The sequence below is a fragment of the Mesorhizobium sp. M0317 genome (genome assembly GCF_040321555.1).
In the GTDB taxonomy this organism is placed as follows: domain Bacteria; phylum Pseudomonadota; class Alphaproteobacteria; order Rhizobiales; family Rhizobiaceae; genus Mesorhizobium.
The window spans coordinates 40,693-58,085 of record NZ_JAMYRV010000047.1 but is presented as its reverse complement, the minus strand read 5'-3'; the positions used below and the strand labels follow the sequence as shown (position 1 = coordinate 58,085).

Annotated in this window: 16 protein-coding genes; 5 read left to right on the top strand and 11 right to left on the bottom strand. The window is 59.2% G+C overall.

All coding sequences use genetic code 11. From position 1 onward, the window contains the following. On the bottom strand, nt 1–207 hold a 207-nt coding region (locus tag NKI88_RS26185), incomplete at its 3' end, for an Ig-like domain-containing protein (protein WP_502909492.1). 409 nt (nt 208–616) lie between these two features. Then, nucleotides 617–772: a hypothetical protein gene (locus NKI88_RS26180; RefSeq protein WP_023741158.1), complete on the bottom strand. Its 156-nt coding sequence runs from the start codon at nt 770–772 to the stop codon at nt 617–619. 1,861 nt (nt 773–2,633) lie between these two features. On the opposite strand from NKI88_RS26180, the gene NKI88_RS26170 reads away from it, so the two are divergent. The 3 genes from NKI88_RS26170 to NKI88_RS26160 all read left to right on the top strand — a co-directional run bounded on the left by NKI88_RS26170 (nt 2,634) and on the right by NKI88_RS26160 (nt 3,650). After that, the gene (locus tag NKI88_RS26170; protein ID WP_352513637.1) at nt 2,634–2,825 is read left to right on the top strand and encodes a hypothetical protein; all 192 of its coding nucleotides are present in this window, start codon (nt 2,634–2,636) and stop codon (nt 2,823–2,825) included. Nucleotides 2,826–3,081: 256 nt separating this feature from the next. Then, nucleotides 3,082–3,276 carry a hypothetical protein gene (locus NKI88_RS26165; RefSeq protein ID WP_352658304.1) on the top strand — a complete coding sequence of 65 codons (195 nt, stop codon included), beginning with the start codon at nt 3,082–3,084 and terminating at the stop codon, nt 3,274–3,276. A 188-nt stretch (nt 3,277–3,464) separates the two neighbouring features. After that, on the top strand, nt 3,465–3,650 hold the full coding sequence (locus NKI88_RS26160; protein ID WP_023697125.1) for a hypothetical protein: 186 nt from the start codon (nt 3,465–3,467) through the stop codon (nt 3,648–3,650). A gap of 170 nt (nt 3,651–3,820) precedes the next feature. Here NKI88_RS26160 and NKI88_RS26155 read toward each other — a convergent pair whose 3' ends face one another. Both NKI88_RS26155 and NKI88_RS26150 read right to left on the bottom strand, forming a co-directional pair. Further along, nucleotides 3,821–4,024 (bottom strand): hypothetical protein, encoded by a 204-nt coding sequence (locus NKI88_RS26155; protein ID WP_155921622.1) that lies wholly within the window; start codon nt 4,022–4,024, stop codon nt 3,821–3,823. 366 nt (nt 4,025–4,390) lie between these two features. Beyond that, on the bottom strand, nt 4,391–4,762 hold the full coding sequence (locus tag NKI88_RS26150; RefSeq protein WP_023670881.1) for a response regulator: 372 nt from the start codon (nt 4,760–4,762) through the stop codon (nt 4,391–4,393). 493 nt (nt 4,763–5,255) lie between these two features. Here NKI88_RS26150 and NKI88_RS26145 point away from each other — a divergent pair, with 493 nt between their 5' ends. Then, nucleotides 5,256–5,948: a N5-glutamine methyltransferase family protein gene (locus NKI88_RS26145; protein WP_352658307.1), complete on the top strand. Its 693-nt coding sequence runs from the start codon at nt 5,256–5,258 to the stop codon at nt 5,946–5,948. A gap of 54 nt (nt 5,949–6,002) precedes the next feature. Here the strand turns inward: NKI88_RS26145 and NKI88_RS26140 are convergent, their stop codons facing one another. Genes NKI88_RS26140 through NKI88_RS26120 form a run of 5 tightly spaced genes read right to left on the bottom strand, consistent with a single transcriptional unit; the run spans nt 6,003 to nt 13,632 of the window. After that, nucleotides 6,003–6,269 (bottom strand): acyl carrier protein, encoded by a 267-nt coding sequence (locus NKI88_RS26140; RefSeq protein ID WP_023670883.1) that lies wholly within the window; start codon nt 6,267–6,269, stop codon nt 6,003–6,005. A gap of 55 nt (nt 6,270–6,324) precedes the next feature. Then, a complete protein-coding gene (locus NKI88_RS26135) occupies nt 6,325–7,881 on the bottom strand; it encodes a class I adenylate-forming enzyme family protein (RefSeq protein WP_352658302.1) in 1,557 nt (518 codons plus the stop codon). Further along, nucleotides 7,871–9,898, bottom strand: a complete 2,028-nt coding sequence (asnB, locus tag NKI88_RS26130; protein WP_352658300.1) for an asparagine synthase (glutamine-hydrolyzing) — start codon at nt 9,896–9,898, stop codon at nt 7,871–7,873. The genes NKI88_RS26135 and asnB overlap by 11 nt, the downstream gene beginning before the upstream one ends. Nucleotides 9,899–9,904: 6 nt before the next feature. After that, the gene (gene nadE, locus NKI88_RS26125) at nt 9,905–10,885 is read right to left on the bottom strand and encodes an NAD(+) synthase (RefSeq protein WP_280790677.1); all 981 of its coding nucleotides are present in this window, start codon (nt 10,883–10,885) and stop codon (nt 9,905–9,907) included. Further along, on the bottom strand, nt 10,882–13,632 hold the full coding sequence (locus tag NKI88_RS26120) for an AMP-binding protein (protein ID WP_502909491.1): 2,751 nt from the start codon (nt 13,630–13,632) through the stop codon (nt 10,882–10,884). The genes nadE and NKI88_RS26120 overlap by 4 nt, the downstream gene beginning before the upstream one ends. A gap of 342 nt (nt 13,633–13,974) precedes the next feature. Here NKI88_RS26120 and NKI88_RS26115 point away from each other — a divergent pair, with 342 nt between their 5' ends. Then, entirely contained in the window at nt 13,975–14,700 is a 726-nt protein-coding gene (locus tag NKI88_RS26115) for an AAA family ATPase (protein WP_023689772.1), read from the top strand. A gap of 79 nt (nt 14,701–14,779) precedes the next feature. Here the strand turns inward: NKI88_RS26115 and NKI88_RS26110 are convergent, their stop codons facing one another. Continuing rightward, complete coding sequence (locus tag NKI88_RS26110) at nt 14,780–14,992, bottom strand: DUF768 domain-containing protein (RefSeq protein ID WP_023670889.1); 213 nt, start codon at nt 14,990–14,992, stop codon at nt 14,780–14,782. Nucleotides 14,993–15,080: 88 nt separating this feature from the next. Continuing rightward, entirely contained in the window at nt 15,081–16,559 is a 1,479-nt protein-coding gene (locus NKI88_RS26105) for a M10 family metallopeptidase C-terminal domain-containing protein (RefSeq protein WP_352658296.1), read from the bottom strand. Nucleotides 16,560–17,393 lie beyond the last annotated feature (834 nt).

Sequence of the window (17,393 nt, the reverse complement as noted above, 5' to 3'; positions counted from 1 at the left end):
GGTGTAGGTGTAGCTGTCGGTGCCGTTGAAATCGGGGTTCGCCGCATAGGTGACGGTGCCGTCATTGTTGTTGGTGACGGTGCCGTTGGCGCCCTGGGTCACGCCGGTGACCACGGGGGTTCCCTCGAACGTGTCGTTGGCCAGCACGTTGGTGGTGACCGGGGTGTCCTCGTTGGTGGTGGCGCTGTCGCCGACGATGTCGGCCACCGCATTGACGGTGACGTTGACGGTTGCGGTCTCGGTGACGCCGCCGGAGGTGACGGTGTAGGTGTAGCTGTCGGTGCCGTTGAAATCGGGGTTCGCCGCATAGGTGACGGTGCCGTCATTGTTGTTGGTGACGGTGCCGCAAGGCCTGCGCCTCGGCCGGGGTGGTCGGAGTGACCTTCAATGACATTCGCGGGACTGCTGTAACGCGCCTGGCGCTCGTCGAGGCCTGGGTGCCGGAAATCGCAACGATCACCGGCCACAGCCTTCCTCAACCGAGATCCGGCGCTCGGCGAAAGCGCCATCCGCAAGCTCGAAACGGGAACAAAAATTACCGACCGTGCGTCCGACTGACACGAAATATTCTAATGATCAAACGGAAAAATCGCTTTCTGGGGAACCTGGATTCGAATCATAGCTGCAGGTCACGTCGCACCTTTACCGGATAGCCGTCGGCATCCTTGCGCTTGTCGAACTGCTTGGAGCGGCGATTGCCGCCGGCATCGAAATAGTCGGCCAGCCAGCGGACTTCGACGGAGGGCAGGGTGCGTTTGCGGACTTTAGCCATTCCTATTCCTCGCGGTACTTTGGATGATGTTGCGTGGTGTGGGAGCGAGCTTGCCAGACCGGATAGCGTTCCGCCTCTTTCGCCAACTCTCTATCATTTCTTTCCGCGACGCTCCGATGGCCTCAAAACCTCTTGGCCGATGGGGACGTCTCCGGAGGCGTATTCATTCGCAAGCTTGATTGCTTCGCCCAACTTTGGATTGTTGGCGAATGGCGCAAGTTCAACCAAAAGATTGAACAGGTTATCCAGACCGGAACATTAGCGGCGACTAACGGTTAATGTCCGGCAGTGTCCGAGAGCGATGGCGGTACTGGCGCTCGATCTTGTCTATTTTTTCGGCCCGACCCTAGGCGACCTGCTGGGCAGCGTCATTTCGTTGCTGGCGTGTTTGGTGCTTTACAACGCTTTGGCTACGGACCGCCCGAACCGATAGTCGGGTATAACCCGCGATCGCCATTCCGAAGCCAAGGTCCAGGGCGACGCCAAGGAACAGCTTGCCGCGGCCATGTCGATGGCGAAGGCGCGTACAGGGCGCCATGCGTCTGTGCGGGGCGCTCTGAGGGACTTGGCGATGTCATCGAAGATCGTTTCCATCGCTCGAATCTGTGAATCCCCTGTTTGCTCCGTCAAAGTCTAACGATCAGAGAAGCGCCATAGAAAGCACGTGCAGTAACGGTTGATTCAACCATTGCTGGTATAAGTGTGGTGTGAGTGGCGGCTCCGACAGCTCGGGGGTGGAACTGAGTGCCGAAGCCGCCTGCGCAGCCAAGGTTGGGGTTTGACCGCGCCGTCCTATTCTGGGACAGCGCGGTCAACGATTCGTTAAAATGATCCGGACCTAATAAGTTGGTGCTAATTGCGGCCTTCAGTCTTTTTGCGTCAGCCGGGAACATCCTCGCTCCGAGGCTGTTCGGTCACACCCGGCTCGTTCTCAGCGGTCCTGCCGGTGACCAAGATGGCCCCTCACTCATCATAGTCGGCCCGCGCTCGGAAGCAGGCGCGGGCCATCCCTGCACAAGCCCGGCGTCTCCAGATGTCAGCGCTCTGGCGCGAGCCGGACTGTATAACGATTGCGGATGTGGCTGTTAAAATAGACGCCCTTGGCAAAGGCAACTTTGAACGCAGCAACGGCATCAGCAGGTACGTCCAAAACCTCGTAATGCTTCCCGCACCACTGCGGCCGTTCTAGAGCATGCCTCAGAACGTTCTCAAACGAGGTTAGCTGGAGTGGACTTCATAGCGTCACGGGAAACATACGGAACGATACGGGAAGATTTCTGATTTTGGCCCAAGAAAAAACTAACAAATCAACGATTTTTAGACACCCTCCGGGCCACCAGTCGCCTTCATGCACAAGGCTTTGCGTCGAGGGTAGACAACCTGGTTAGACAGTGGGTTAGACAAACCGCTTCAGAAGCTTCGCCATGCCATCCACGGCGAGCCGCTCCTGCTCCGTCCTTGCTGTAAAGCTCTACGTGGTCCAGGACGTCGTGGCCGAGAATGCCTGCCGATTGTTTCGAGGTCGCGCCCTCCTTGGCCAGGTACTTCCCCAGCGTCTTCCGAAGTCCATGCAGCTTGCAGCCGGGCCCCATGCCCCCCATCTTGGTTCAGTGCGCCATCATGCCGGTCAGCGACTTTCTCAGAGAAGGAATTGCCGTAGGCGTTCAAAATCACCGTGTCGGCCGAACCCCAATGCTTCGGTGAGCACATAGGTGATCGTTAGCGCACTTCAAATGCGATCCGCTGCTCACTAATTACTTGATCCCGTAAATTACATGATCACGTATCGACTTTTGCATTGAAATCCCGAATTCGGTGGCCTTATAAAACTGATGCTGCCATTGCTCGTAGGTCGGCTGTGATGGATAACGCGGCTCCATTCCGCAAGGCCGTCCCTTGCGTCGAAGTGACAGAAACCTGCGGCGAATGGTTCGTCCGCGTGGTTGAGAAAGATCAGGAAATTGCCCGGTCATTCAATCAGGAATCGTTCGCGTTATCCTTTGCAGAAGGCCAGCGGATACGCCTAGGGCTAGCGAAGGTCGTGCGCCTGTAGGGCGCTGTGGGGCGGCATTGTAGGCATCCAAGCATGAGCGGAACCTAATTTGCAGCCGCAAATTAATGTCCAATGAATGAACTCCCAAACCGGAAAAAACTCGTGCCTGACCCTCAACCTCGGCGGGGCTCCAACAAAGGTGTGTTGCTAGCGGCTGCAGCGCTGCTGTTTGCCTTTCTCGCTCTTATTCTGTTTGGGTTTTTTCAGTGAGTGCGCGCGGCGCCGGCTTCCCAGAGAGGGCAGAGCACCTGCCGACGTGATCTTCGATCCGCTCGCGTCCTCGCGGTGGGGCGACTATCCAAGCCGGCTCGGTTCGTCGCTCCTGACGGGTTCGGCGGTCCCACCACAGCAGGATGATCATTCGGCAATTCTTGGCAGCGCCGGTATTCAACTCACGCCCAAAGCGATTGAACTGAAGCTGGCCGTCGATGTCGTGACTGACGCAGCATGAGCCGAACAGGCGAGGCAAGCGCAAGCCTTGGGGCCCAACCGCAGACAGACGAAGCACGCTCGTGCAGTCTGGAGACAGCGCAACGAGTTATTCATTCGGGCGCCTTCGCATCACCAGCGGAACGAAAGAGTTAATTGACGATTTACTAGGGAAGGATTGCAGGACGGAAAACATTGAGGATTGCTGCCATGACAATGTTGTTCGAACCACTCGACTCTGAAGGTTACAAGCGCAGCGTGGTCTACCATGCCGCACGCTTGTCCATGCTCCACAACCGAATGCTGAAGCGTTTCGAGAAGGTCGATAAAGCGGCTGAAAAGGTTGAAGCCGAGGTGGAGCTGTTTGATGAAGCTGTTCGCACTCTTTACGAATGAGTGGCATGTTGACCGCCGACGTTCCTGCTAGCGCGTATACGGGCGCGGGTCACCGTTGCCCACCAGGCGATGTCGCGCCGCGTATTTGGGCTTGATAAGCATGATCTAATGTATACGATTCACCCAGCCGGCCTGGCTCCCCCGCCATCGGGCCGGTCAGGCCCGACGGTTCAACGCACCACCCCAAACGACTGTCGGGCCGCCAGGACGCTCACTGCGCAGCCGGGTTCATGCTTTGCCTTTTTTTCTCGAAAAGCGCGAGCTTGGTCATATAACCAATTCTGATTTTTGCATGGCATTGGGTGCAGTTGAAGTTGGATATCACCTTCAACCACGATCCCTTTTTTATGATGACATGAGAACAGTTTGGACATTCCAGTTCCAGGTACTCGTCGCCCATATCGTTTGAAATCGGCACTACGACACTCCCCAACAGTTGCCCGTGAAACTTGCGCTTCGAGATCGGCCGGCACCTCCGTGCTCAAGCCCCGAACGTGGGTCCTTGGCAGATGTTCCGCAATCCGACCTCTGGCGACGGGATCGGACCTAAGTCCAAATCGCCGCCAACAGGCCGAGAAGTGGAACCCGGCGGATGCTTTTTGAACGCTGAATTTCCGTCCTCGCCGGTCGTAGTCCGCCGTCCTCGTGGCCAAAGCGCCAATGTTGCCTTTTGTGAAACTGACCTCGCCCGGCCTACCAGGTCGCCAGGGCGCAACTCCGGTAATGCTACGGAGCGAATGTCAGCGCGAAGCTGTGCGCAGGGACGCCAACTCGCTGACAGCAGCAAGGATGACAGCATCGGTTGCCGGCTTCGGCAGGAATCTGCAGTCGCGGAAAGCCGCGGGAACGTCGGCGGGGCCAAATCCCGACAAGAAGGCAAAGGGGATGCCTCGCGCCTGCAATATCCTCGCCACCGGCAGACCCGTTTCACCGTTCAGCTGGATGTCTAGCAACGCCACGTCAATCTTGTCCGATTCGACAAGACGCAGAGCGGCGGATACCGACGGCACAGGTCCGACCACCTGATAACCGGCGCGACGCAGCCGCGCGGCAGTGTCCTGCGCGACTAGCCATTGATCCTCAACAATCAGAACACTCACGCTTTCGCTCACGGCCCCTCTCTGCGATTGACCGGAAATGAGATGTCGATCCGAGACCTTCGGACAGTTGTTTCGACATGTCCGCAAACCTATAGGTAACCTCTCCATGCAGCAAGGTGAGGCTGATGCTGGAGCGGAGGCGCTTCCACCGACCACTTGCTGAATTACCGGAGCCGAAGATTAGCGCGTCAATGGAGCTGCGGTCCGCCTCCGCTCCATCAGAGTTGGATAGGCATTTACCCTCTCCACGATCCGCAAAATCTAAAAGCCTCCGTACCGCGCCATTGGCTCTTCAAAGCATCAGCAGCACCTCTCTCTCTCTCTCTCTCCATCTTGGGCGACCTGAGATTGCGGTCGGTCAATGAGCGTCAGAAGTGCGATGCACCGAGTTTGTGCCTGCAGTTTTTCGAAGGAAAGGCTTGAGAATTCATGATTTCGGAGCAGGTTTGGCTGGCGCATGAGCGCCGCAGATCTATACTGTGGAGATCAAGCGATGGGGTCGGCCATGAGCAAAGAGTTCAGTGTAGCTGATGCCTATGGCGCCGGCCGCGCCATGTTCATGGGACTTGAACTGCTGGTTTCGCCCGGTGCGCTCGTCCCCAGACCTGAGACCGAGTTGCTCGGCAAGACCGCGCTTGGTGTGTTGCATCAGATGAACCTGCCGGCTCCGCGCATAGTTGATATGTGCTGCGGCACTGGGAATCTGGCGTGCGCGATCGCCTACCATGTGCCCAGCGCCCTTGTCTGGGCAAGCGATCTCACCGATGAATGCGTCGAAACGGCACGCCGCAACACCTCACATCACGGCATGGCTGAGCGTCTTTCGGTGCTTCAGGGCGACTTGTTCGACTCTCTCATCGGCCTTGGGCTAGACGGAACTATCGACGTAGTCGTCTGCAATCCGCCTTACATTTCTGAAAAGCGGCTCGAGGGCGACCGCGCCCATCTGATCGAGCTTGAGCCGCGCGAGGCGTTCGCAGCCGGCCCTTACGGCCTGAGCATTCATATGCGCGTACTGAAAGACGCACCGCGATACCTGCGGCGTGGCGGCATCCTGCTCTTCGAGGTCGGGCTTGGCCAAGACCGACAGGTAGCGGGTCTGCTGGAACGCAGCAAGGCATTCGAGAACATCCGTTCGGTCTCGAACGAAGCGGGCGAGGGCCGGGTGGTTCTGGGGCAAGTCAAGACGCAGGCATGAATCCTGCGACAATCAGACCAAATACGGGGCTGCTCTGGGCGTTACGCTTACTCATCAGTTCATTTTGCGGATGATGTATTGCTCGATCCCCTGGATGGAATCGAGGTTTTCAGGCAGAAGTTCGCTATCCTCGACGGTAATGCCAAAGGTCTCCTCGATGAAGCCGATAATCTCAAGCACACCCGTCGAGTCGACAATGCCTTGATCGAGCAAGGATGCGTCATCCAGCAATGCCTTGACGTCGCTGACGTAGAAATTTGAAACCAAGAAACTACGAATCTGCTCGCTGTATATTCCGGTGCGTTCCTTGATGGTCAACATGAATTCGTCCTCCGTGGCGTCACCATTAAATCAGCGACTTGGTTCTGGCCCCGCATCATGACAGCGCCGTTTTCTTGAGTTTTCCCGTGTCCGTCATCGGCAGGTTCGCCACAACGACGATGGATTTCGGGACCATGAAGTTTTCCAGACGCTTCTGGCACTCCTTCTGCAGTTCCCTTTCGCCAATGGCTCTTCCATGCTCCATCACCACAAAGGCTTTCACCGCTTGCCCGAGGAGCTCGTCGGGAACACCGATGACAGCCGCTTCCCGGACTCCTGGAATGTCCATGAGTACGTTTTCCACTTCCCTTGGCGCCACCTTCTCGCCTCGCGACTTTATGATCTCATCCCCACGGCCGACGAAGTAGAGGTAACCCTCCGTATCCATCCGGCAGTAGTCGCCGGTGTATAGGACCTGCTCGCCGGGCAGCGGGCCGGGTTTGAGTTTCCTGGCCGTTGCCTCGGGCTTGCCCCAATACCCCTTCATCACCGTTGCGCCGCGAATGACGAGTTGGCCGACAACGCCTGGGCCTATCCGCCTGTCATGCTCGTCAACGATCCACATCTCCGTATTCGGGATTGCGATCCCTACGCTCAATGGCTTTCGCTCGAGGTCCTCTGGCGGCAAATAGGTGCAACGTTTGCATTCGGTGAGACCGTACATCGAATAGATGCGTGCACCCGAAAACAGCTCGCGAAGCATGAAAATATGCTTGAGGGGTAGGGCTGCCGCAGTGTTTGTGACGTAGCGGATGCTCGAGAAATCCTGGTCTTTGAGGGACCTGAGTTCGGAGAGTGCGGCAAAGATTGTGGGCACGCCGGGAAAGCCCGTAACTCCCTCCTGCCTGATCAACCCGAGGATCTGTGCCGGGAAAGCGAACGAGCGTTCGAGCACCAGCCGGGCGCCGGTACGAAAAGCCATGATCATCTGGTACAGTCCATAATCGAAGGCGAGGGGTAGGACATTGAGGATCACCTCGTCCTCGGCAATCGCCAGGTAGGAAGCGATAGACGCGCACGCGGCCATCATGTTTCTGTGCGTCAGCATCACGCCCTTGGGTTCGCCCGTCGACCCGGACGTGTAGATGATGGCTGCCAGATCAACATCGATGCACTGCCGTGCCGGCGGCGTATCCGCGCCATTGGCGAGGGCGGCGTCCCAGCGCACGGCAAACGGCAGCTGGGCGAGTTCGACGTCGTCGATCGGTCCCGATACGATCACCCGCAGAAGTGACGGGCAGCCGCGCGCCGGCTCGCGGAAGATCGCTTGCAGATGGCCGTCCGTGATGAGCGCCGTCGGCCGGCAGTCGTTGAGCAGATAATCGAGCTTGTCGCTCTTGGTGAGCGGGTTGACGATGCACACCACCGCATTCGCCTTTAGCACCGCCCAGAAGCTAACCACCGTCTCGACGGTGTTGTCGGCGAAGATCATCACGCGATCACCACGAACGACTCCGGATGCGGCCAGGTCCCGGGCGATCGCGTTGGCTCGCGTTTCGAGTTCGAGGTAAGTGACACGCTGCCTGTTGCACACCAGCGCCACCTTACTTCCGTGTCGGACGGCGGAATGGGCGAGGTAGTCATGCAGCAGTGGTACGGCATCATGCAACATACAGGCGCTCTTCCCGATGTTCGCAGTCGACGTCGACGCTGAGCGTGCATTCGAGCGTTGCACTGGGACAACCCGCGACGAACTGCTGATGAAGAAGTTGGGTCGACAACACGCCGACCAGCGCCATGTTGTCGGCATTGGACAGGTCGCCATCGCCAGTTCTGGCCTGGCATTTGGCAAGCAGGTGCGTGACCGCCTTTGGATCGAAGACATTCGCCTCGCGCAGGGCCGCCTGCGAAACCGCCTCGCGAGCGTAATCCGGAGCGTCTGCGCCGACGAAGCAAAGCGCGTTGGGCGCGCGGAAGGGCTGCTTCTTGCGGGCTACGATCTCGGAGGGCAGGATGGGTGCCGCCATGCGCTTCAGCACGTGCTTTTCGTCGAGGCCGCGGAGTTTGAAGGAGGGTGGCAGCGAATTCGCGAGCCTCACAAGTTCATCGTCCAGGAACGGGAAGCGCCCCTCGACGGAGTGAGCCATCAGCATCCTGTCGCCTTGCGAGGAAAGCAGATAGCCCGACATCAGTGTTTGCACCTCGAGATACTGGTCCTGCGCAAGGGGACTCCAACGGGCAAACTGCGCGGGCAGACGGGCGAGCAACTCGGACACGGCGTCGCGGCCCTGCGTTCGAGCCCGCATATCGGCCGTAAACAAGCGCTTGATGGCCCTGGTGGTTTGCCAGCGGGTTTCATGAGCAAAGCCCGGCGCGTCGTAAGCCTGAATATTTCGCCCGAAGAACTGACGCGCCATCGCCTGCTGTTGCACCGGCGAGCGGGTGAGATAGGGGTAAAGGCGTTCCAGGAGCCGAGAGCGTCGTGTCGAAGTCGGGTGGCGCCCCCAGAAGCGGCGGACCTTGCCTTCGCGGAACAGGTCGTAGCCGGCGAACATTTCGTCAGCGCCTTCGCCGGTCAGCACGACCTTGATTCCACGCTCGCGCACCAGGCGCGAGAGCAGGAAGAGTGGCGCCGGGGCAGTCCTCAGTATCGGGCGTTCGGTGTGTCGGATTACCTCCGGAAAGATTCCGGCTATATCTCTGCGCGAAACGACCACTTCATGGTGCTCACTGCCGGTCGCCTCGGCAACCATTCGCTGGAAGCGGGTCTCGTCATATTCGGCGTCGGCAAAACGCAAGGAGAAGGTTTGGAAGCGCTCGCCCGCGAAGCGCCTCGCGAGCGTGGCCACAAGCGAACTGTCCAGCCCTCCGGAGAGGTAGCACCCGACAGGCACGTCGGCGCGCACCATTCTGAGCGCCGTCGCGGCCTCAAGAGCGCTAGACACGCGGTCCACCGCGTCATCGCTGGACCCGGTGAACTCGCCCTGCCGCGATCCGAAATTGTCGGGATAGGAAGGCTGCCAAAAAATCCGCTCACGAACGGTGCCATCCTGATAGATGCGGACATGACCCGGCTCGAGTTCGTTGATTCCGTGGAAAACTCCTTGCGGCGGAACGACCGTCCAGAGCGTGAACGTCTGATCGATGCCGGCTGGATCAAGGGCGCGAGGTATGGTTCGATCGGCCGCGAAAATGGCTTTCACTTCGCTGGCGAAATAAAGCCGGTGCGCATGCTCGCTGAAATACAGCGGGCAAATGCCGAAGCGGTCGCGCGACAATATGAGACGATTGGCCACTGAATCCCAGATCGCAATTGCCCATTGGCCGTTCATCCGCTCGAAGGCCGTTTCTCCCCACTCACGATAGGCGTGCAGCGCGACCTCCGTGTCGCTGCGGGTTCGGAAGCGGTGGCCGAGTGCCGTGAGTTTTTCACGCAATTCGACGTAGTTGAATATCTCGCCGTTGAACACGATCCACGTCGTATCGCCTGTATCCGCCATCGGCTGCTGGCCACTAGAAAGATCGACGATGGACAGGCGCACATGCGCCAGCCCCGCGCGTCTGTCCCGGTAGAGACCGCGCCCGTCGGGACCGCGATGCGCCAGCGCGCCCATCATCTGCATCAGCGCCTGCCGCGAAGGAGAAGCCGCTGTGGCATTCAGCGCCACGATTCCAGCGATGCCGCACATGCTCGGTCAATCTCCGCCTTCGGCGGACAGCAAAGGCCGCGCGTGAAGATAGTGGGCCGCCCTTCGTTTCGCTTCGATGTCCTTGAACACTTTCTGAAGCTGGGGCTCGGTGAGGCCAGCAACCGCCGCGAGCTCATTGCTGGCGACCCCGTGGTTCAGGCCGTAGAGGCATAGATCCATCAGGTGATAGGGCAGCGCGAAATAGAATTCTTCCTGGCTTTGGGTCATGGAAAAGGTGTCGGTGGTCGGTGGCCGCTGCCGGATTTCATCATCCACCTCGAGATATTCCGCGAGTTGATAAACCTGGGTTTTGTAAAGGTGAACGATCGGCATCACGTCGGCGGCTCCGTCGCCCTGCTTGACGAAAAAGCCCTGGTCGTACTCGAGGCGATTTGGAGTGCCGACAACCGCGTATTTGAGGCGGTCGGCGTGATAGTATTCCGTCATCTTGCGCAGGCGCTGCTTGTAGTTTGTCGCAGCAACGATCTGCAGATAGGCAGCTGGCGGCAGACGCACGGTATCTACTTTACCCTGCGGATCCTGGACCGTGAGGCGGGTTATATTGAGCCCGCTGCTCTCCAGAACCGACGCGATCACCAGCTTGCATTTCCACCCTTCCCCATAGTCGGGAACGACGGTCTGGATCGCATCGATCTGCCGGCGGTAGGCCCCAATGGCCTCCAGTGCCGGTGCTATGTCCTCAAGGACGCTTTCAATGCCAAGCTGTGCCGCGACGCGGCGGCCAAGTCTCAGGGAGTCGCCGGAAGAATCCCGCTCCGGCATGAACAGTCCCAGGACCTTGTCTTTCCCGAACGCGCGCATGCACAAGGTCGCGACGACGGAGCTGTCGATACCGCCGGAAAGACCGACAACCACGCCGCGACGATGCAGGGTGCCGAGAACCTGAGTGCGCAAGGTGTCAACGATGCGATCGACCTCCGCGCGGGCATCGAGCGTCAGCATGTCCTTGCTGAATTCCGGAATTATGTCGATGACAAGTCCTCCCTTTTGCGAGATTCGGCGGGGGAATAGGTCTGCACGATGGCCGTCTCGATAAGCGGACGGTTGGTGGCAAGGTTTGGTTCGACGACAAGGTCGATGTGGCTGCCCGTGATCGAAATGACGTCCAGGTGTGCCAAGACGCTGTCCCAGCCCAAGGCCCGCGGCATTCCCTCCCTGCGACATCGGAACAAGGTACCGGAGAGGGGCAGAGCCGGTTTCGGTGCCTCAAGCCACTGGAAGAATGACTTCGCCCTTAAAACCTCCTGCAGTTCCAGTTTGGTCCTGAAGATCGTCGGGTTGAACTCTCCATTGGCAAATCTGTCCAGAATCCTGGCCAGACGCGCTTCGCCGCCCACGGCGACGGTGATCTTCGCAAGGGCTCTGCAAGCCATCCGGTGCGCGGATATGCGGTTGGTGCGAATACGATAGAACGTACGGGTAAGAGTCTCCCAATGGTTGCTCGGCTCGTCCAGAAGGCTCGTGTCGAGGATGCCCAGGAACCGCACCGTTCGCCCGGCCTTCATGAGCCGTGCGGCAACCTCGAATGCAACCGCGCCACCCAGAGAATGGCCGAGAAGTCGCACGGAACCCGCAGGTTGGATGCGGCTTATCTGCTCGAGTGCGGCGCCAGCCATGGCGCTGAGGGTGTTGTGTCCGTCCAGTATCGCCGCAAGGCTCGGATATCGGATCGGGTTTACACGGGCGACTTTCCCCATGGCGGCTGCGAACGCAGCGAGGCTCGGACCATAGCCAACGGACCCTGGAAACAGGAAAAGAACCGGGGGGTGGTGCTTCTTTTCGCGCCCTTCGCCCGACCGTGCAGAGACGACCGCCTCAACCATCTCGTCCAAGCTCATGCCGACGGTGAATGCTTCGAGGCCCAGCTCTTGCCCGATGGCGTTTTCGATCGCCATGACGCAGTGCAGCAGCTGCAGCGAATCTCCTCCAGCATCATCCCAGTTTCCCGTGGCAGTGCCTGTGTTGAGAACCTGCGTCCACGCGTGCTGCACTATTTGACGCGTGTCCTTTGCTCCTCCGGCGGGCGGAGCATCGAGAGTGGACGACCGGGCGGCTCGCGCCCTCCTTCCGTGCGAAAGATCTATCTCGGCCAGTGTTGCCAAATCGACCTTACCTCCCGACAGGCGTGGGATTGCGTCAACGGTGTGCAATCGCAAGGGACGCAATGGTGCCGGCAAGGTCATTCTGAGGAGCTGGCGAAGGTCGTCTGCAAAAGCGCCGCCTGCGAAGCGCTGGGGAACCGCGAAGGCGATGAGTTCCTGCGCGGCCGTTACCATCACCACGGCATCCGCCACCGAAGGCGCGCAACGCAAGACCCGTTCGAGTTCGGCGGGCTCGATGCGTCGACCATTGATCTTGATCTGGCGCCCTTTGCGGCCGACGATCCTCAAGATGCCATCATCGTCGAGCCGAACGAGGTCCCCGGTCGAAAAAAGCCGAGCCTCGGGATCGTCGGGGTCCGGCTGCGCGGGAACGACCACACCGTTCTCCCAATGACCAAGCAGGACATAGCGGCTTTTGATCAGAAGCTCTCCACTTTCGCCTGGCCCTACATTGCGCTCCGCTTCGTCGACGATAGCGAATGTCATACCAGGGAGCAGCCTGCCGACGGGAACCGACGCGTCTTGCTCGGGCCAGTCAGGCGGCAAGAACCATTGCGAACCGATGGTTTCAGTCGATGAGTAGCCGATCTGGATCAGGCACTGGTCCGAAACGGCTTTGCGCAGCAAAGCGATGTCCGTCCATGACACTTTCTCCCCACCGATCCGGGCCACTCTGAGCGGCCAGGAAGCGTCGGCGGGCGCCTCAGCCAGGAGGGCTCGAAGCAGTGCCGGCACAAGATAGGCGATCGTCACACCTTCGGACTGCAATCGAGCGCGCGTAGCGCGCAGGCCAACAGCCTCCACCTCGAGAAGATGCAATGTGGCGCCCGTCAGCAGCGCCGCAAAGATTTCCCGGCAACCGGCGATCGTGGCTGGCCCGGTCAGCGGCAGGAAAACGTCATCCGCACTGATATGGCACGCATCGACATATTGCCGGACCCGCCATAGCAGGCTGCGTTGGCTGTTGACGATTCCCTTGGGGCGCCCGGTGCTACCTGAAGTGTAAAGCACCAATGCAGGCGCATCGACCGAAACGATAGGGGGCTTATGCTGCTGTTCTGGGTGTTGATCGTTGGGCGCCACGGCGGCGGCAATATCGATCCAGACGATCTCCTGGGCCAATTCGACCGGGCGAACATTTTCGGCGCCTATAATCGCGCCGAGCCCCGCGGCACTGACTATATCGAAAATGCGAGAGGCGGGATCTCTTGTGTTGAGCGGAACCGAAGGCCGTCCCGCCGCCATGGTCGCCAACATCGCCACAGGATACCAAGCGGAGTTTGCTTGCAGGATGCCGATGGCCTGCCCTTCGGGGACGACGGCAGCGATATGAGTTGCCAGCGTCTCGACCGCCCGGAAAAGCTCAGAAAAAGTCAGGCGGTTCGCGCCGTCGCTGATTGCGAGCTTGTCAGGATACCGCCTGGCGACATCTCCAAGGTGGTCGAAGATTGGAGTGTCCGCAAATTTGGCACCCATCTGTCGGTAACGGCGCCAGACTGGCCCCCCTTGGTCAAGATCATATTCGGGAACGACTGACCACTTTCGGGTGGGTCGCAGATCCACCTGTAGGTTTTGATTTGCCACTTCCGAATGCAAACACACTGAGGACATTCAGGGCCCCGCCAAGCTGACGGTCGAACATCGCTCGCCGCGGAGATCTTTTCATCAATCATTCGGATGATGCCTCGATCTTGCCTAGCCAGCGCTTCCCGAGCGTCCTTCAGAAGTTTTGCCATCTGTGTCCAGCACCGGTCGTTTTTCCTTGCAAGCTCCGTCGAGCGCAAGACGGCTTGCCCAGGCAAACGGAGCGATCGGCATCTCCGCTAGAATCCGGGCTCGGTGCCCAGATTCACTGACTGGAACAATCATTCAAATGAACGTTGGTGTGATCGGAAATCCGGCTAAGCTTGATCCGTAGGGGAATGACTGCTCGTTTCGGAGACGCTTGAGCATATGATCATCGAGTTGTTTGGGCCGCCTGGCGCGGGTAAAACCACGCTGCTTCGCGGCCTCTGCCAAGGGCTGGCGAGACACGGCATCAATGTGAAGACAGTAAATGGGTATCGCCTGATTGAACATGGATCGGCTCAGGATGACGCTCCGGAAATCCGCCACGGCATAGGGCGAATTGGCAAGAAGATTGCCACATCCGGTCCTATCTTGCTGTCGACCTTGCCAAAGGACAGTGTCGCGGCCCGGCTTCTGGCATCGATCCCTCTTCGAAGCCGCGTGTGGTCATGGCGCATGAAGGTCGACATCGCCCAACTGTGCCAGTCCTGGCTCCAAGCGCGGGAGTCGCCCGGATGCTTCATCTTCGAAGAGGGCATGATTCAGGCTTTGTGTGCGCTGGGTGTGCTGGCTAGAACCCCAAGCCTCGACGCGGTCCGCAAGTGCCTGGCGTTCCTGCCGCGGCCGGATCTCGTTGTGCAACTTGACGCGCCGCAGGAAACGTTACGCCGCCGTCTTGTGGATAGGCATGCGCAGCAACCGCTCCTCGAGGTTATGCTGTTCGAACTTGGCGTGGACAAAGGATTAAGGCAGGCCGAAATCTCAAGAGAGGTCGGCGAGTGCCTGCGCCAGGACCGATGGCCGTTGATACAAGTCAATGGTGCTGAACCTCACGACGTGGACGGGGTCGTCGCGCGCGTTCTGGGAGAGCATGTTGGTCATGCTGCCTAGGCTGGCCCATGACCTATGATCCATGACACATTTATGCATTTGGCGCCAAGCCGGGCAGCATCTGCCGCCAAGCGCGCAATCATGTCGAATCGTGCTGATCGAGCACTTCGAGCATGGTCGTCAACATGCTTCCGACTTCCTCAGAGATTTCCTCTGGGCGGATTCCCGCTCTGATGGCATCCGCCGTTGCTTGGTCCGCAAGTTTCGCCGCAAGAGCCGGATCGGCCTTGGTGTAGAGTGGGATCTTATCCTCTACCCATTTCTGCAGGAATTCGATGCCGCGCGCGCTCATACCAAGTACAAGCTCGGCGGGGCTTCTTGGTTCCGTCAGCCATATTCAAGAACGTCAGACCATCTTGCTCAGGCTGACGTTCCCGCGGTCACGTCACGATGAACGAGGACGCCGTCAGAGCCAAGTGTGGCGATAGAGTGGCAAATTGGATCTGATGTGCGCCGCCCGAGCCGTCGCTGTCAAAGGAAAGCGCGCCGGTCGTGCTGTTATAGACGATGTGATCGCCGCTGTCGTGCGCGGCCCTGCCGGCGTAAAACGCCGAAGGGGGAAGGGCGCCTGTATGCAGGCCGGCAAACACGGTGTGGTCGAGTTGGATCTTGTCGTGGCCCACTTTGAAATCGGTGACCTTGTCGATATTGCCGACCTTGAGAGCCGAATCGAAGACAAAGACGTCGTTGCCGCCATGTCCCGTCAGAACGTCTCTCCCGCCACCGCCGTTGATAGTGTTGCTCCCGGAATTGCCATCAATGGTTTGGGCGAATTCGTTTCCCGTGAGCTTGATGGCGGCAGTTCCCAATTTGCTGGTGGTCGCAAGATGCTCGACCTGCGAGCCGGCCGACAGCGCGTAGCTGACCGATGCCAGCACGCTATCGTTGCCGCTGTGCCGCAGTTCCACCACCTTGTCGCCGGCGTTGTTGACATAGTAGGTGTCGTTGTAGCCGCGGCCCATCATCGTGTCCGCGCCAGCGGTGCCGCGAAGCACATCCGCGCTACCCGTGCCGTAGAAAATGTGATCGCCGGTGCTGGTCGGAGGGACACTTGTGGGCGGAGGCACTGTGCTGGTAGGCGGCGGCGTCGGTTCGCTGGCCGAAGGACCGCTTGCGGTGCTCTGGTTGTGGTGAAGGAACAGAGCCTGCAGCGTCGCCGAGCTCTCAAGCGCCGTGTCGCCCTGTTGAGAACCCCAAGCATAGGCATAGTCGAAGGCCGGCGAAGGCGCTACCTTGGCCCAGTGGTCCAACATGGTCTTTTCCTGAGCAACGCTGGGCAGGACATAGCGACCGCCCGTGTCGGTCGTCCAGTCGCCGCCGCCGAAGGTCTGATACACGGGAACGACCTGACTGAGCGGGATGCCCGAGGCGACGGCCGCCGCCACAGTCCTGTCGATCATGTTGTAATCAATCGTGCTTGTTCCGGTCCGTACCGGGTAGGGATCCAAGCCGTAATAGTCGATATGCGTGTTGTCAGGATTGAATGTGTTTGAAAAGTCGGGGTTAGCGGAAGACCCCATGTTCATCATGGTTATGAAGGTCTTGGCGCCGGGCAGGTGGCTGTGGATCCAGTCTGACTCCGCCTTCAGATCAGCGGCGGTGGCATAAGTTCCCCATTTGCCGGTCGGGTCCGGCTCATCGACCAGGAAGAAGCCAAACACTTTCGGATTGCCGATGAAGGGCGTGACCTTCTGGATAAAGGAGGAGGTTGCACCATCGGCTTCATTGAGCCACACCAGGCCTTTCTGGCCGGCCGGCAAGGCGTTGAGCTGGTCCAAGGAAGATACATCAACAAGATTGAATCCGGCTTTCGCGACCTCGGAGGCCGACCCGCCCGAGGCGTAATGGAGTGTTGTCATTGACATACCCTTCGTCCGATTCGGTAGGCGCCCCACACCTGCCTAGGGAAAGGATCCATTAGCGACAAATCAAATACCGGCGCCCCTTGATAGAATCTTTGATCAGCGTCCGAAAAACACAACAGCCTCGATGCTACGCTTGCCTCAGAGGTATGTAGATGATCCAAGTATGGGGTGCTCAAGCCTGCAACGAAAGCATTGCAGCGAAGTCTGCCGGAGCGCCTTGTGCGTTTGCAGTGGCGGCAATCGGCCAATGAACGTTCGGTTGAGCCACCGCCAAATGCGCGCTTCCGCAGGATTTCTTCGAGCTCAGACCGCAAAGGAATCGCGTCCTGACGAAGCCCTCCCATTGCAGCCGCTCAATGCTCCTCGTGAAAAGCCTCGGCGCCAAAATGAGCAAGGCAGTACTCCAAAAGGTCATGCGAGACGCGCGCCGCTGGCAATTGCGGAGAGGCACTGAACTGGATCCCACCGGGTTCAACGGAAAGGCGGGCGTGCCGGTCCGAATGACGGCGAGCATGGCAACGCGGTCGCCCATCCGCGGGAAGAGGCGGCTGGTGGTCCGACCATATCCAGAGACCGGGTGAAAGCCTGTTCCAGACGAAGCGGTCGGGAGAACTGGCGGTGCGAGTCATCACACCATCTGGGGTGCGATGTTGATCCGGCGTGAGAAGGCGGGCGGAAGTTGCTTTGAACGCGGCGCGCGGACCTTTCGAACACAGCCCTTTTTTATATCCGGCCCGCCGTGTCGTACGCGAAGGTGCCGTCCTTGCACCGTCAGACCGGATGAATCCAACTCACTGACCGAGGTGACAGCGATTGTGGCTGCATTGC